At 58.4% G+C, this 15,235-nt stretch carries 13 protein-coding genes and 1 other RNA gene; 10 read left to right on the forward strand and 4 right to left on the reverse strand.

The features are described from left to right. The first annotated feature begins 20 nt into the window (after nt 1-20). Nucleotides 21-680, forward strand: a complete 660-nt coding sequence (gene rpiA, locus HMPREF3143_RS24280; protein ID WP_045351717.1) for a ribose-5-phosphate isomerase RpiA — start codon at nt 21-23, stop codon at nt 678-680. Nucleotides 681-946: 266 nt separating this feature from the next. Continuing rightward, a complete protein-coding gene (serA, locus tag HMPREF3143_RS24285; protein ID WP_021242062.1) occupies nt 947-2,179 on the forward strand; it encodes a phosphoglycerate dehydrogenase in 1,233 nt (410 codons plus the stop codon). Between the two features lie 102 nt (nt 2,180-2,281). Here serA and HMPREF3143_RS24290 read toward each other — a convergent pair whose 3' ends face one another. The 3 genes from HMPREF3143_RS24290 to zapA form a co-directional block, all read right to left on the reverse strand. Beyond that, entirely contained in the window at nt 2,282-2,878 is a 597-nt protein-coding gene (locus HMPREF3143_RS24290) for a 5-formyltetrahydrofolate cyclo-ligase (RefSeq protein ID WP_021242061.1), read from the reverse strand. Nucleotides 2,879-2,902: 24 nt separating this feature from the next. Then, nucleotides 2,903-3,086, reverse strand: a non-coding RNA gene (ssrS, locus tag HMPREF3143_RS24295) — 6S RNA. A 41-nt stretch (nt 3,087-3,127) separates the two neighbouring features. After that, nucleotides 3,128-3,457 (reverse strand): cell division protein ZapA, encoded by a 330-nt coding sequence (gene zapA, locus HMPREF3143_RS24300; protein ID WP_006811891.1) that lies wholly within the window; start codon nt 3,455-3,457, stop codon nt 3,128-3,130. A gap of 168 nt (nt 3,458-3,625) precedes the next feature. Between zapA and HMPREF3143_RS24305 the strand changes: the two genes are divergently transcribed. From HMPREF3143_RS24305 to HMPREF3143_RS24340, 8 genes are all read left to right on the forward strand, one after another. Next, on the forward strand, nt 3,626-4,204 hold the full coding sequence (locus HMPREF3143_RS24305; protein ID WP_139145889.1) for a YecA/YgfB family protein: 579 nt from the start codon (nt 3,626-3,628) through the stop codon (nt 4,202-4,204). Between the two features lie 31 nt (nt 4,205-4,235). After that, nucleotides 4,236-5,549 (forward strand): Xaa-Pro aminopeptidase, encoded by a 1,314-nt coding sequence (gene pepP, locus HMPREF3143_RS24310; protein ID WP_102135196.1) that lies wholly within the window; start codon nt 4,236-4,238, stop codon nt 5,547-5,549. Beyond that, nucleotides 5,546-6,724 (forward strand): 2-octaprenyl-6-methoxyphenyl hydroxylase, encoded by a 1,179-nt coding sequence (gene ubiH, locus HMPREF3143_RS24315; RefSeq protein ID WP_070534410.1) that lies wholly within the window; start codon nt 5,546-5,548, stop codon nt 6,722-6,724. Before pepP ends, ubiH begins: the two co-directional genes overlap by 4 nt. Before the next feature lie 12 nt (nt 6,725-6,736). Beyond that, the gene (gene ubiI, locus HMPREF3143_RS24320) at nt 6,737-7,939 is read left to right on the forward strand and encodes an FAD-dependent 2-octaprenylphenol hydroxylase (RefSeq protein ID WP_058657783.1); all 1,203 of its coding nucleotides are present in this window, start codon (nt 6,737-6,739) and stop codon (nt 7,937-7,939) included. Between the two features lie 397 nt (nt 7,940-8,336). Beyond that, nucleotides 8,337-9,431 carry a glycine cleavage system aminomethyltransferase GcvT gene (gene gcvT, locus HMPREF3143_RS24325; RefSeq protein ID WP_070534412.1) on the forward strand — a complete coding sequence of 365 codons (1,095 nt, stop codon included), beginning with the start codon at nt 8,337-8,339 and terminating at the stop codon, nt 9,429-9,431. Between the two features lie 23 nt (nt 9,432-9,454). Continuing rightward, nucleotides 9,455-9,844 carry a glycine cleavage system protein GcvH gene (gene gcvH / locus HMPREF3143_RS24330; protein WP_008499718.1) on the forward strand — a complete coding sequence of 130 codons (390 nt, stop codon included), beginning with the start codon at nt 9,455-9,457 and terminating at the stop codon, nt 9,842-9,844. Nucleotides 9,845-9,971: 127 nt separating this feature from the next. Then, nucleotides 9,972-12,845, forward strand: a complete 2,874-nt coding sequence (gcvP, locus tag HMPREF3143_RS24335; protein WP_032664330.1) for an aminomethyl-transferring glycine dehydrogenase — start codon at nt 9,972-9,974, stop codon at nt 12,843-12,845. A 70-nt stretch (nt 12,846-12,915) separates the two neighbouring features. Then, nucleotides 12,916-13,659 (forward strand): SDR family oxidoreductase, encoded by a 744-nt coding sequence (locus HMPREF3143_RS24340; protein ID WP_032675464.1) that lies wholly within the window; start codon nt 12,916-12,918, stop codon nt 13,657-13,659. 65 nt (nt 13,660-13,724) lie between these two features. Here HMPREF3143_RS24340 and bglA read toward each other — a convergent pair whose 3' ends face one another. Beyond that, the gene (bglA, locus tag HMPREF3143_RS24345; RefSeq protein ID WP_023294510.1) at nt 13,725-15,158 is read right to left on the reverse strand and encodes a 6-phospho-beta-glucosidase BglA; all 1,434 of its coding nucleotides are present in this window, start codon (nt 15,156-15,158) and stop codon (nt 13,725-13,727) included. Nucleotides 15,159-15,235: the final 77 nt, after the last annotated feature.

Genomic DNA, 15,235 nt, shown 5'->3' on the forward strand with positions numbered 1-15,235 from the left:
ACACCACAGGCAAAACGATCATGACGCAGGATGAACTGAAAAAAGCAGTAGGATGGGCCGCTCTCCAGTACGTACAGCCGGGTACCATTGTCGGTGTCGGTACGGGATCAACCGCGGCACACTTTATCGATGCGCTGGGCACGATGAAGGGGCAGATCGAGGGCGCGGTTTCCAGCTCTGATGCTTCCACGGAAAAGCTGAAAAGCCTCGGCATTACCGTTTTCGATCTTAACGAAGTGGATCGTCTGGGGATTTACGTTGATGGTGCGGATGAAATCAACGGCCACATGCAGATGATCAAAGGCGGCGGCGCGGCGCTGACCCGTGAAAAAATCATCGCCTCCGTTGCGGACAAGTTTATCTGCATCGCCGACGCCTCCAAGCAGGTGGACATTCTGGGGAATTTCCCGCTGCCGGTTGAAGTGATCCCGATGGCCCGCAGCGCGGTTGCCCGTCAGCTGGTCAAGCTGGGCGGTCGTCCGGAATATCGTCAGGGCGTAGTGACCGACAACGGCAACGTGATCCTCGACGTTCACGGTCTGGAAATTCTTGACGCGATTGCGCTGGAAAACGCCATCAACGGCATTCCAGGCGTAGTGACCGTAGGGCTATTCGCCAACCGTGGCGCGGATGTGGCGCTGATCGGCACCGCTGAGGGCGTGAAAACCATCGTAAAATGATCTGACGGGGGGAGTCCTCCCCCCGCTAAAAAATTTTTGAAACGCTAAATTCGGTGACTTGTGTCACGTTTTTATGCCTCTTTTGCCGATCCTTCCGCGTTTGTAAATTTCCATAGCATTTTCCTCTGCCATTTTGCGCTGTATGACTTTCCTTCAGCGTACTGACGCAAACGTTCATATTGCTGCAATAGTTTTTTTTGATATGTTGGCTACAGCGGATTTATATCCAGCACAACATCAGTTCAGACAAAAACAGGGTCGGGTAAATGGCAAAGGTATCACTGGAGAAAGACAAGATTAAATTCCTGCTGGTCGAGGGCGTGCATCAAAAAGCAATCGATAGCCTTCGTGCGGCAGGTTACACCAACATCGAATTTCACAAAGGCGCGCTCGATACCGAAGAGCTGAAAGCGTCCATCCGTGATGCCCACTTCATTGGCCTGCGATCCCGTACTCACCTGACTGAAGATGTGATTGCCGCGGCGGAAAAGCTGGTGGCTATCGGCTGCTTCTGCATCGGTACCAACCAGGTTGACCTGAATGCTGCTGCGAAACGCGGTATTCCTGTCTTCAACGCCCCGTTCTCTAACACCCGTTCCGTGGCGGAGCTGGTGATTGGCGAACTGCTGCTGCTCCTGCGCGGCATTCCGGAGGCTAACGCCAAAGCACACCGCGGCGTCTGGAACAAACTGGCTGCGGGCTCCTACGAAGCCCGTGGGAAAAAACTGGGTATCATCGGCTATGGTCACATCGGTACCCAGCTGGGGATTCTGGCGGAATCTCTCGGTATGCATGTCTATTTTTACGATATCGAAAGCAAGCTGCCTTTAGGCAATGCCACCCAGGTTCAACACCTGTCTGACCTGCTGAACATGAGTGACGTGGTAAGTCTGCACGTGCCGGAAAATGCGTCCACCAAAAACATGATGGGCGCAGAAGAGCTGGCGCTGATGAAGCCGGGCTCACTGCTGATTAACGCCGCGCGCGGCACGGTGGTCGATATCCCTGCGCTGTGCGATGCGCTGAAGCGTAAGCATCTGGCAGGGGCGGCCATCGACGTTTTCCCAACGGAGCCCGCCACCAACAGCGATCCGTTCACCTCTCCGCTGTGCGAGTTCGACAACGTGATCCTGACGCCACACATCGGCGGGTCTACGCAGGAAGCGCAGGAGAATATCGGTCTGGAAGTGGCAGGTAAGCTGAGCAAATACTCCGACAACGGTTCTACGCTCTCTGCGGTGAACTTCCCGGAAGTGTCTCTGCCGCTGCACGGCGGTCGTCGTCTGCTGCACATCCACGAAAACCGTCCAGGCGTGCTCACCGCGATCAACCAGATCTTTGCCGAGCAGGGCGTCAACATTGCCGCGCAGTATCTGCAGACCAACTCGCAGATGGGCTATGTGGTCATTGATATCGAAGCGGATGACGATGTGGCCGAGAAAGCGTTGCTGAGCATGAAGGCCATTCCAGGGACGATTCGCGCGCGTCTGCTTTACTGATGGTGCGGTCTGTGGTGTCGGGGGGCGCTTACGCTTACCCGACCTACAATGTTTGAGGATTTACGTAGGCCGGGTAAGGCGCAGCCGCCACCCGGCTTTATGCTACCAAAGCCACGTTTTACTGGGCGTCACCACCGCCGGTAACGGCACATCCCATTTCTCCACCGGCAACGCCTCCACGCCCTGGCAATCATGCGCGTAGCCTACCGGCTGCAACCCATACTGCTGCCAGTTTTGTAGCGTTCTGTCGTAAAAACCACCGCCCATTCCCAGGCGCTGTCCCTGCTCATCAAACGCCACCAGCGGCGTAATCAGCACATCCAGCTGTGACAGCGGCAGCACGTCGCGCACGTCGAGTTTCGGCTCGGTGATTTTCAGACGATTCACCACCAGCTCGCTGTGCGGATGATAGTGCAAAAACAGCAGATTGCCTTCGCTGAACGGGTGCAGCACCGGCAGGTATACCTTCTTCCCGGCGCGCCAGAGCTGCTCTATCAGCGGTTGGGTGTCCAGCTCGCCGTCAAACGACAGAAACAGGGCAACCGTGCGCGCCATCACGACAGGGGGATACGCCATCATACGGGCGGCGGCCTGCTGGGCAAAATGCGCTTGCTGTTCTGGGGTTAACGCACGACGGCGTTGACGAATGAGCTGACGAATGTCCTGGCGTGAAGCTGAAACTTCAGGGAATTGAGTCATGGTAGTCGGTAGAAGAAAAGAGAGGGAATCTCCGAGATGCCGCCGCAGGCTGTAACCCTTGAACCCTTGGTTCAAGGTGAATGTGTCGTCATAGTTTTAAGGCTTCTCGGACGGACCGAGCATGCTCACCAACCATGGAGCGCCACATTCTTGTGGTATGAAATATCGGCTCAGGGGACTGGCCCGCTTGCGAACATCTCAGAGAAATTTTGTCTTCACAGTTACTCTACCATAGTCAACTGAGAAGTGTTATTCAAACTTGGGTCCCGGTCTTTCGGGATTGCGACCTTGATCAAGCAATGCTTGTTCTATGGTCTGCTGGAGCATTTTTATGCGCTGCTCCATGCTTGCCGCGTAGTCGCGGGTCTTCGCTTTTTCCTGAGTCAGTTCATAGCTGATGTTCAACGCGGCGATGAAAACCAGCTGCTCAGTATTTGTGACTCTAGTGCGTTCTTTTAGATCTTGCAACCGCTGATTCAAATCGTCCGCAGCCTGATTCAAAGCATCCCTTTGTTCAGGCGGACAATTCACTCGCAGTGAACGGCCAAAAATCTGGAGATCGACGGGTTGTGCAGACATGCCACCTTCCTGCTGATTGACTGCGCTGCCTTCGCTTACTGCCCCGGGGGCTGCGAAGGGGCGACACTATAGCTACCCTGATGTGAAGATACAAGCCCTTTTCTGGTATCACCAGGGTCCAAAGTGGTAGCATATCATGAAACTTCCCCCCAATGATGACGAATGCGCATGTCTATACAGAACGAAATGCCTGGTTACAAGGATTTAAACCAGTTACTGAACCAGCAGGGAGTCGGTTTAACCCCTGCCGAAATGCACGGTCTGATCAGTGGCATGCTGTGCGGCGGAAACAGCGACAGCTCCTGGCAGCCGCTGATCCACGACCTCACGAATGAAGGGCTGGCGTTTGGTCACGAGCTGGCGGATGCGCTGCGTAAAATGCACGCCGCCATCAGCGATTCGCTGGAAGACGATGGCTTCCTTTTTCAGCTTTATCTGCCTGACGGCGACGACGTCAGCGTGTTCGATCGCGCCGATGCGCTGGCCGGCTGGGTAAACCACTATCTGCTGGGGCTGGGCGTCACGCAGCCTAAACTGGATAAAGTGACCGGCGAAGCGGGTGAGGCGATCGACGACCTGCGCAACATTGCCCAGCTTGGCTACGATGAAGACGAAGACCAGGAAGAGCTGGAAATGTCTCTCGAAGAGATCATCGAGTACGTGCGCGTGGCGGCACTGCTGTGCCACGACAACTTTACGCGCTCACAGCCGACCGCACCGGAAGTTCGTAAGCCAACCTTACATTAAGAAAAATAACGCACAGGAGGGTGTCATGGTTATCTCGAGTCAAGAGTATTCGCGCCGCCGTCAGTCGCTGCTGGCGAAAATGCAGCCGGGCAGCGCCGCGCTAATTTTTGCCGCGCCCGAAGTGACGCGCAGCGCCGACAGCGAATATCCCTATCGCCAGAGCAGCGATTTCTGGTACTTCACCGGCTTTAACGAGCCGGAAGCGGTACTGGTGCTGATTAAAAGCAATGACACCCACAACCACAGCGTGATTTTCAACCGCGTGCGCGACCTGACGGCCGAAATCTGGTTTGGCCGCCGCCTGGGCCAGGAGGCCGCGCCGGCGAAGCTGGGCGTTGACCGGGCGCTGGCGTTTAGCGAAATCAACCAGCAGCTCTACCAGCTGCTTAACGGCCTCGACGTGCTCTATCACGCGCAGGGCGAATATGCCTACGCCGATGAGATTGTCTTCACCGCGCTGGATAAGCTGCGCAAAGGCTCGCGCCAGAACCTGTCCGCACCGGCCACGCTGACGGACTGGCGTCCGGTGGTGCATGAGATGCGCCTGTTCAAGTCTGAGGAAGAGCTAAATGTGATGCGCCGCGCGGGCGAAATCAGCGCGCTGGCACACACCCGCGCCATGGAGAAATGCCGTCCCGGGATGTTCGAATACCAGCTGGAAGGCGAAATTCACCACGAATTTAACCGCCACGGCGCGCGCTATCCCTCCTACAACACCATTGTCGGCGGCGGGGAAAACGGCTGCATTCTGCACTACACCGAAAACGAAAGTGCGCTGCGCGACGGCGATCTGGTGCTGATTGACGCCGGTTGCGAATATCAGGGCTATGCGGGGGACATCACCCGTACCTTCCCGGTGAACGGTAAATTCTCGCCGGCACAGCGCGCGATTTACGACATTGTTCTCGAATCCCTTGAGACAGCGCTCAAACTGTATCGTCCGGGGACTTCCATGCAGGAAGTGACCGGCGAAGTGGTGCGCATCATGATTACCGGTCTGGTCAGGCTCGGGATCCTGAAAGGGGATGTCGACACCCTGATTGCTGAAAATGCGCACCGACCGTATTTCATGCACGGCCTGAGCCACTGGCTGGGGCTGGACGTGCATGACGTTGGCGCATACGGCACCGACCGTTCGCGCGTGCTGGAGCCGGGCATGGTGTTAACCGTGGAGCCGGGTCTCTACATCGCGCCGGATGCCGACGTGCCAGAAGAATACCGCGGGATTGGCATTCGTATTGAAGACGATATCGTGATTACCGAAACCGGTAACGAAAACCTGACCGCCAGCGTCGTGAAAAACGCTGACGATATCGAGGCGCTGATGGCAGCGGCACGCGCATGAGCGTGATTATCGTGGGCGGCGGCATGACCGGGGCCACGCTGGCGCTGGCCATTTCGCATATGACGCAGGGCCAGCTTCCGGTGCACCTGGTAGAAGCCGTTGCGCCAGAGGCGTCGAACCACCCCGGTTTTGATGCTCGCGCCATTGCGCTGGCGCAGGGCACCTGCCAGCAGCTTTCCCGCATTGGGATCTGGCAGGCGATTGCCGACCGTGCTACGGCGATCGGGACCGTTCACGTCAGCGATCGCGGACATGCAGGCTTTGTCACGCTGGAGGCGCAGGATTACCGGATTGATGCCCTGGGTCAGGTTGTTGAGCTGCACGACGTCGGATTACGTCTGTTCCGCCTGCTCCAGGACGCGCCGGGCGTCACGCTGCATTGCCCCGCGCGCGTGGCCAGCGTGAGCCGAAGCGAAGCGTCGGTCAGCGTGACGCTGGAAAACGGCACCGCCCTTGAAGGCCAGCTTCTGGTCGCTGCGGACGGTTCGCGCTCGTCGCTCGGCACCCAGTGTGGCGTGGAGTGGCGCCAGCAGCCTTACGGCCAGGTGGCGGTCATTGCGAACGTCGCTACCGCAGCTGACCACAACGGCAGGGCCTTTGAGCGCTTTACGCAGCATGGCCCGCTGGCGATGCTGCCGATGTCGGACGGGCGCTGTTCCCTGGTCTGGTGTCACCCGCAGGATAAGGCGGAAGAGGTTAAGGCCTGGTCCGACGAACGTTTTTGTACCGAGCTGCAGAAAGCCTTTGGCTGGCGGCTGGGGCGTATTACCCATGCCGGCAAGCGGACGGTCTACCCGCTTTCGCTTACTACGGCGTCTCAGTCAATCTCCCATCGTCTGGCGCTCGTCGGTAATGCCGCGCAGACGCTGCACCCTATCGCGGGGCAAGGTTTCAACCTTGGCTTACGCGATGTCATGAGCCTGGCCGAATCACTGGCGCAGGCGTGGGGCGAGCAAAAAGACTGTGGGGCGTATTCGGTGCTGAGTCATTACCAGAAGCGCCGACAGGTGGATAAAGAGGCCACCATCGGTGTGACCGATGGTCTGGTCCATCTTTTTGCCAATCGTTGGGCACCGCTGGTTGCGGGTCGCAACCTTGGGCTGATGGCGATGGAACTATTCATTCCGGCACGTGACGTGCTGGCGCAGCGGACCCTGGGTTGGGTCGCGCGTTAAGGAGTTATCACCGTGCAAAATGTTGATGTCGCCATCGTTGGCGGCGGAATGGTTGGACTGGCATTGGCCTGCGGATTACAGGGCAGCGGCCTGCGCGTGGCGGTGCTGGAGCAAAAGCAGCCTCAGCCCGTTGCACCAGATGCGCCGCCGGAACTCCGCGTCTCGGCGATCAATGCGGCCAGCGAAAAGCTGCTGACGCACCTTGGCGTCTGGGCAGACATTGTGGCGCACCGCGCCAGCTGCTATCACGGCATGGAAGTGTGGGATAAAGACAGCTTTGGTCATATTGCTTTTGATGATGAAAGCATGGGCTATAGCCATCTGGGGCACATCGTTGAAAACGCGGTGATCCACCACGCGCTGTGGCAGAAAGCACAGCAGTGCAGCGACGTGACGCTGATTGCGCCTGCGCAGATCCAGCAGGTGGCGTGGGGCGAAAACGAGGCGTTTATCACCCTGCAGAGTGGCGACATGCTGACCGCGCGTCTGGTGGTCGGTGCTGACGGTGCCAACTCCTGGCTGCGTAATAAAGCCGATATCCCGCTGACGTACTGGGATTACCGCCATCATGCTCTGGTCGCGACGATCCGTACCGAAGAGCCGCACGGCGGCGTGGCGCGCCAGATTTTCCACAACGACGGCATTCTGGCGTTCCTGCCGCTTGCCGATCCGCACCTGTGCTCAATTGTCTGGTCCCTGGTGCCGGAAAAAGCCCAGCAGATGCATGAGGCGACGCCGGAGGCCTTTAACCAGGCGCTGTGCGTGGCCTTTGATAACCGCCTTGGCCTGTGCACGCTTGAAAGCGAGCGCCAGGTATTCCCGTTAACCGGCCGCTACGCGCGCCAGTTTGCGGCGCACCGTCTGGCGCTGGTGGGGGATGCGGCGCATACCATCCATCCGCTGGCCGGGCAGGGCGTCAACCTTGGCTTTATGGACGCGGCGGAACTGGTAGAAGAGCTGCGTCGCCTGCATCGTGAAGGCAAAGATATCGGCCAGCATCTCTACCTGCGTCGCTACGAGCGCAGCCGCAAGCACAGCGCGGCGATGATGCTGGCGGGCATGCAGGGCTTCCGCGAGCTGTTTGCCGGGTCAAATCCGGCGAAGAAATTGCTGCGCGACATCGGCCTTAAGCTTGCTGACACCCTTCCGGGTGTTAAACCTCAACTCCTCCGTCAGGCGATGGGTCTGAACGACCTCCCGGACTGGCTGCGTTAATGTAGACCCCTGTCACACTTTCTTTTCCCGGCCTCTGCGCCGGGGAAATTCCCTCGTTTGAAATATTCTAATTTCACGCCATTTTTCGCATTAGATAATCTAATGTCGCGTTTTTCTGGTTGCGGAAATTCAGCCCGTTTTTCCGCATGAAATATCACCATGTGCTAAATCCTGTTAGCGCGATGTTAATTTTGTGCGGGGTTAATCGCATTTTTCCAGTGAATAACTCTGTAGGCTTTTCAGCGTTTTTTGGTCATAAGCTAATGTGATGGCCCGTTTTACCTTATGGTTAACCGCCGTTTTCGGTGGTAAGTTCAGGTAAAAGAGAACGTTTGCGTCGGTGCCCGAACGCGGGGCCGATACCGGGTTTCACGGTGAATTTTTCAACGAGGACAAGATGGCTCAACAGACTCCTTTGTACGAACAACACGTGTTGTGCGGCGCCCGAATGGTGGACTTCCACGGCTGGATGATGCCGCTGCACTACGGCTCGCAGATTGATGAGCACCACGCGGTGCGCACCGATGCCGGTATGTTCGACGTGTCCCATATGACGATTGTCGATCTGCGCGGTAGCCGCACCCGGGAGTTTTTGCGTTATCTGCTGGCAAACGACGTCGCCAAACTGAAGACGCCGGGTAAAGCGCTCTATACCGGCATGCTGAATGCCTCGGGCGGCGTGATTGATGACCTTATCGTCTACTACTTCACCGAAGATTTCTTCCGCCTCGTTGTAAACTCCGCCACCCGCGAAAAAGACCTCTCCTGGATCACCCAACACGCCGAACCGTATGCCATCGACATCACCGTCCGTGATGACCTGTCGCTGATCGCCGTGCAGGGGCCAAACGCGCAGGCGAAAGCCGCGTATCTGTTCAACGATGAGCAACGTAAAGCCACCGAAGGCATGAAGCCGTTCTTCGGCGTGCAGGCGGGGGATCTGTTTATCGCCACCACCGGCTACACCGGTGAAGCGGGCTACGAAATTGCGATGCCGAACGAAAAGGCCGCTGATTTCTGGCGTGCGCTGGTGGAGGCGGGCGTGAAGCCTGCGGGCCTGGGCGCGCGCGATACGCTGCGTCTGGAAGCGGGCATGAACCTCTACGGTCAGGAGATGGACGAAGGCGTCTCTCCGCTGGCCGCCAACATGGGCTGGACCATCGCGTGGGAACCGGCTGACCGTGACTTTATTGGCCGTGAAGCGCTGGAGATGCAGCTCGAGAAGGGCACTGAACAGCTGGTTGGCCTGGTGATGAAGGAAAAAGGCGTGCTGCGCGGCGAGCTGCCTGTACGTTTTACCGATGCTGACGGCAATCCTCGCGAAGGCGTGATCACCAGCGGAACCTTCTCACCGACGCTGGGCTACAGTATTGCACTGGCACGCGTGCCGGCAGGCATTGGCGAAACGGCGGTGGTGCAAATCCGCAACCGCGAAATGCCGGTCAACGTGACCAAACCGATTTTTGTTCGCGCCGGTAAGCCGGTCGCCTAACTATTTTTATCAGGAGAACTTCAATGAGCAATGTGCCAGCAGAACTGAAATACAGCAAAGAACACGAGTGGCTGCGCAAAGAGGCGGACGGCACTTACACCGTCGGGATCACCGAGCACGCGCAAGAGCTGCTGGGCGACATGGTGTTTGTTGACCTGCCTGACGTGGGCACGACCGTGAGCGCGGGCGACGACTGCGCCGTGGCGGAGTCCGTAAAAGCGGCATCAGACATCTACGCGCCGGTAAGCGGTGAGATTGTTGCGGTCAACGACGCGCTGAGCGACTCCCCGGAGCTGGTCAACAGCGAGCCTTATGAAGGCGGCTGGATCTTCAAGATCAAAGCCAGCGACGAATCCCAGGTTGCCGCGCTGCTGGATGCGACCGCATACGAAGCACTACTGGAAGACGAATAACGTTGTGCCGGATGGCGCTGCGCTTATCCGGCCTGGAGATCAACGTAGGCCCGGTAAGCGTTAGCGCCACCGGGCAACAGCGTTACAGATAACTACGATTCACTGCACGTTTCAGGAACCATCGCTCATGACACAGACTTTAAGCCAGCTTGAAAACCGTGGCGCCTTCATTGAACGTCACATTGGGCCGGATGCTCAGCAACAGCAGGAGATGCTGAAGACGGTTGGCGCGGATTCATTAAACGCACTGATCGGCCAGATTGTGCCAAAAGACATCCAGCTAGCCACGCCGCCTCAGGTGGGGGAAGCCACCACGGAGTTCGCCGCGCTGGCGGAGCTGAAGGCTATCGCCGGCCTGAACAAGCGCTATAAGTCTTACATTGGCATGGGCTACACCAACGTGCAGTTGCCGCCGGTGATCCTGCGCAACATGCTGGAAAACCCGGGCTGGTACACCGCCTATACGCCGTATCAGCCAGAAGTGTCCCAGGGTCGTCTGGAAGCGCTGCTGAACTTCCAGCAGGTAACGTTGGATCTGACCGGTATGGATATCGCCTCCGCGTCTCTGCTCGATGAAGCGACCGCCGCCGCCGAAGCGATGGCGATGGCGAAGCGCGTGAGCAAGCTGAAAAATGCCAACCGCTTCTTCGTGGCGGCGGACGTGCATCCGCAGACGCTGGACGTGGTGCGCACCCGTGCGGAAACCTTCGGCTTTGACGTGATCGTCGATGACGCTGACAAAGTGCTGGATCACCAGGACGTCTTCGGCGTGCTGCTGCAGCAGGTGGGCACCACCGGCGAAGTGCACGACTACGGCGCGCTGATTGCCGAGCTGAAATCCCGCAAGGTGGTTGTCAGCGTTGCCGCCGATTTTATGGCGCTGGTGCTGCTGACGGCACCGGGCAAACAGGGCGCGGATATCGTATTCGGCTCTGCGCAGCGCTTCGGCGTACCGATGGGCTACGGCGGCCCGCACGCGGCGTTCTTCGGCGCGAAAGATGAATTCAAACGTTCCATGCCTGGCCGTATTATCGGCGTCTCCAAAGACGCTGCCGGTAATACCGCGCTGCGCATGGCGATGCAGACCCGCGAGCAGCATATCCGCCGCGAGAAAGCGAACTCCAACATCTGTACCTCGCAGGTTCTGCTGGCAAACATCGCCAGCCTGTACGCCGTGTTCCACGGCCCGGCAGGCCTGAAACGCATTGCCAGCCGCATTCACCGCCTGGCCGATATTCTGGCCTGCGGCCTGCAGCAAAAAGGTCTTAAGCTGCGCCATACCCACTATTTCGACACGCTGTGCGTGGACGTGGCGGACAAAGCCGCCGTGCTGGCCCGCGCGGACGCGGCAAAGATCAACCTGCGCAGCGACATCCACAACGCCGTCGGCATTACGCTGGATGAAAGCACCACCCGTGACGATATCCTGAATCTGTTCAGCGTGCTGCTGGGTGACGCGCACGGTCTGGACATTGACGCACTCGACAAAGAAGTTGCGCTCGACAGCCGCTCCATTCAGGACAGCATGCTGCGTAACGACGCCATCCTGACGCACCCGGTCTTCAATCGCTACCACAGCGAGACCGAGATGATGCGTTACATGCACTCTCTGGAGCGCAAGGATCTGGCGCTGAACCAGGCGATGATCCCGCTGGGATCCTGCACCATGAAGCTGAACGCCGCGGCAGAGATGATCCCGATCACCTGGCCTGAATTCTCCGAGCTGCACCCGTTCTGCCCGCCGGAGCAGGCGGAAGGTTATCACGTGATGATTAACCAGCTTTCCGACTGGCTGGTGAAGCTGACCGGTTACGACGCGCTCTGCATGCAGCCGAACTCCGGCGCGCAGGGTGAATATGCGGGCCTGCTGGCAATCCGTCACTATCACGAAAGCCGCAACGAAGGCCATCGCGATATCTGCCTGATCCCAAGCTCCGCCCACGGCACCAACCCGGCTTCAGCCCAGATGGCGGGCATGGAAGTCGTGGTGGTCGCGTGCGATAAGAACGGCAACATCGACCTGGCTGACCTGCGCGCGAAAGCCGAACAGGCGGGCGACAAGCTCTCGTGCATCATGGTGACCTATCCGTCCACCCACGGCGTGTACGAAGAGACCATCCGTGAAGTGTGCGAAGTGGTGCACCAGTTCGGCGGTCAGGTATACCTCGATGGCGCGAACATGAACGCGCAGGTGGGCATTACCTCTCCGGGCTTTATCGGCGCGGACGTGTCGCACCTTAACCTGCACAAAACCTTCTGCATCCCGCACGGCGGTGGCGGCCCGGGCATGGGCCCAATCGGCGTGAAAGCGCACCTGGCACCGTTTGTCCCAGGCCACAGCGTGGTGCAGATCGAAGGCATGCTGACCCGTCAGGGCGCGGTCTCTGCGGCACCGTTCGGTAGCGCCTCTATCCTGCCAATCAGCTGGATGTACATCCGCATGATGGGTGCGGAAGGGCTGAAGCAGGCGAGCCAGGTGGCTATTCTGAACGCCAACTACATTGCGACGCGCCTGAAGTCTGCCTTCCCGGTGCTCTACACCGGCCGCGACGGTCGCGTGGCGCACGAGTGCATCCTCGATATTCGTCCGCTGAAAGAGCAGACCGGCATTAGCGAGCTGGATATTGCCAAACGCCTGATCGACTACGGCTTCCACGCGCCTACCATGTCGTTCCCGGTTGCGGGCACGCTGATGGTGGAGCCAACAGAGTCCGAAAGTAAAGCCGAGCTGGACCGCTTTATCGACGCGATGCTGGCCATCCGCATGGAAATTGACCGCGTGCAGGACGGCGAGTGGACGCTGGAAGATAACCCGCTGGTCAACGCTCCGCACACCCAGCACGAGCTGGTGGCCGAGTGGAACCACGGCTATTCCCGCGAGCTGGCCGTCTTCCCGGCAGGCGTGGCGAACAAATACTGGCCGACCGTGAAGCGTCTTGATGATGTCTACGGCGACCGTAACCTGTTCTGCTCCTGCGTGCCGATGAGCGAATACCAGTAACATTGCTGATGTAGTAACGTAGGCCGGGTAAGGCGAAGCCGCCACCCGGCTTTTATATTGGGAGAAGAAAATGGGCATTGCACTTGTGACCGGCGCCAGCCGGGGCATTGGGAAGGCCACCGCGCTGCAGCTGGCCCGCGAAGGCTACACCGTGGCGGTCAACTATCATCACAACATTAAGGCCGCAACGGACGTGATCAACCAGATCGTTGAGGCGGGCGGTAAAGCCTTTGCCGTTCGGGCAGACATCAGTGATGAAGCTCAGGTGCTGGCGATGTTTGAAAGCCTCGATCGTGAAGGCGAGCCGCTGACCGCGCTGGTCAATAATGCGGGGATTCTGTTTGAGCAATCCACCATTGAGAATCTCTCCGCCGAGCGCATTAACCGCGTCCTGGCGACCAACGTTACGGGCTACTTCCTCTGCTGCCGGGAAGCGGTAAAACGCATGTCCTTCAAACATGGCGGCAAGGGCGGGGCGATAGTGAATGTCTCTTCCGCGGCGTCCCGCCTGGGCGCACCGGGTGAATATGTGGATTACGCCGCGTCCAAGGGGGCGGTGGATTCGCTGACAACGGGGCTGTCGCTGGAGGTGGCGGCGCAGGGCATTCGCGTCAACTGCGTCCGTCCGGGCCTGATCTATACCGATATTCATGCTTCGGGCGGAGAACCGGGGCGAGTGGACCGCGTGAAAGCGTTACTGCCGATGCAGCGCGGCGGCCAGCCGGAAGAGGTCGCCCAGGCGATTGTCTGGCTGCTGAGCGAAAAGGCGTCGTACGTGACGGGGAGTTTTATTGAGTTAGCGGGCGGGAAATAAGCCGGGTGGCGGCCCGGCCTCCTATTCGTGTAGGCCCGGTAAGCGCAGTGCCACCGGGCAAAAAATCACAGCGCCTCGCCGTTGCTGGCAATCACGCCTTTATACCACTCGAAGCTCTTCTTGCGGGAACGCGACATGTCGCCCGTGCCGTCGTCGTGCTTGTTCACGTAGATAAAGCCGTAGCGCTTGCTGTACTGGCCGGTGGTGAACGACACGCAGTCGATACAGCCCCATGGCGTATAGCCCATCAGATCGACGCCATCGTGGGTGACGGCTTTGATCATCTCCTCCACGTGGGCACGCAGGTAGTCGATGCGATAGTCATCGTTGATGCTGCCGTCTTCTTCCACCTTGTCGTAGGCACCGAAGCCGTTTTCAACGATAAACAGCGGCTTCTGGTAACGCTCGTACAGTTCGCACAGGGAATAGCGCAGGCCCACCGGGTCAATCTGCCAGCCCCAGTCGGACGCCTTCACGTGCGGGTTCGGCACGCTGCCTTCGAAACCGGAAATGGCATCGCCGGTACCGCCTTCCGCCTTCACCGCATTGGTCATGTAGTAGCTGAAGCCCAGGTAGTCGCAGGTGCCTTCGCGCAGGATCTGCTCGTCACCCGCTTCCATTTTGATGGAGAAGCCACGACGCTCCCATTCGTTCAGCACGTAGGACGGGTAGTAGCCGCGCAGCTGGACGTCGGTAAAGACGTAGCGCTCGCGCATCGATTCCTGGGCGAACATCACGTCTTCCGGTTTGCAGGAGAACGGATAGAGCGCCACCATCGCCAGCATGCAGCCGACTTTCATCTCCGGGTTGATGCGGCGCGCGGCCTTCACCGCCAGGGCGCTGGCCACAAACTGATGATGCAGGACCTGGTACATGGTCTCTTCCGGATTTTCATGTTCCGTATAGACCACGCCCGAGCAGCAGTAGCCGAAGAGCGGGGCGCGCCAGTTACGCTGGTTGTTGATTTCGTTGAAGGTCATCCAGTATTTGACCTTGTTTTTGTAGCGCTCGAAGACCACTTCCGCGAAGCGCACGAAGAAATCGACCACTTTACGGTTGGTCCAGCTGCCGTACTCCTTCACCAGGTGCAGCGGCATTTCGAAGTGGGAGAGGGTGATCACCGGTTCGATGTTGTATTTCAGCAGCTCATCGAACATGTCGTCGTAAAACTTCAGCCCTTCTTCGTTTGGCTGCGTTTCGTCACCGTTCGGGAAGATACGCGTCCAGGCAATCGAGGTGCGGAAACACTTGAAGCCCATCTCGGCAAACAGCTTGATGTCTTCTTTGTAATGGCCGTGGAAATCAATCGCCTCATGGTTGGGATAGTATTTTCCCGGCACCACGTCCTGCGTGATTTCGCGCGGCACGCCGTGTGCGCCGCCGGTTAATACGTCGCAAATGCTTGGTCCTTTGCCGCCTTTGTTCCAGCCGCCTTCAACCTGGTGAGCGGCAACCGCGCCACCCCATAAAAAATCTTTTGGTAAGGTCAATTTTTTCATCGCTGCTATTCTCAATAAATGGCTTATTGGCATCGAGTCTAGCAAAGCGAAATTAAATGTCACGATATAACAAATTG

The organism is Enterobacter sp. HMSC16D10, assembly GCF_001807145.1.
In the GTDB taxonomy this organism is placed as follows: Bacteria; Pseudomonadota; Gammaproteobacteria; order Enterobacterales; family Enterobacteriaceae; genus Enterobacter; species Enterobacter roggenkampii.

What these genes read in the sequence shown, in the direction of transcription:
- HMPREF3143_RS24290 (WP_021242061.1), bottom strand. Translation starts at nt 2,878, where the DNA reads ATGACTCAATTCCCTGAAGTTTCAGCTTCACGCCAGGACATTCGTCAG.
- gcvP (WP_032664330.1), top strand. Translation starts at nt 9,972, where the DNA reads ATGACACAGACTTTAAGCCAGCTTGAAAACCGTGGCGCCTTCATTGAA.
- zapA (WP_006811891.1), bottom strand. Translation starts at nt 3,457, where the DNA reads ATGTCTGCACAACCCGTCGATCTCCAGATTTTTGGCCGTTCACTGCGA.
- gcvT (WP_070534412.1), top strand. Translation starts at nt 8,337, where the DNA reads ATGGCTCAACAGACTCCTTTGTACGAACAACACGTGTTGTGCGGCGCC.
- ubiH (WP_070534410.1), top strand. Translation starts at nt 5,546, where the DNA reads ATGAGCGTGATTATCGTGGGCGGCGGCATGACCGGGGCCACGCTGGCG.
- rpiA (WP_045351717.1), top strand. Translation starts at nt 21, where the DNA reads ATGACGCAGGATGAACTGAAAAAAGCAGTAGGATGGGCCGCTCTCCAG.
- bglA (WP_023294510.1), bottom strand. Translation starts at nt 15,158, where the DNA reads ATGAAAAAATTGACCTTACCAAAAGATTTTTTATGGGGTGGCGCGGTT.
- HMPREF3143_RS24305 (WP_139145889.1), top strand. Translation starts at nt 3,626, where the DNA reads ATGTCTATACAGAACGAAATGCCTGGTTACAAGGATTTAAACCAGTTA.
- serA (WP_021242062.1), top strand. Translation starts at nt 947, where the DNA reads ATGGCAAAGGTATCACTGGAGAAAGACAAGATTAAATTCCTGCTGGTC.
- gcvH (WP_008499718.1), top strand. Translation starts at nt 9,455, where the DNA reads ATGAGCAATGTGCCAGCAGAACTGAAATACAGCAAAGAACACGAGTGG.
- HMPREF3143_RS24340 (WP_032675464.1), top strand. Translation starts at nt 12,916, where the DNA reads ATGGGCATTGCACTTGTGACCGGCGCCAGCCGGGGCATTGGGAAGGCC.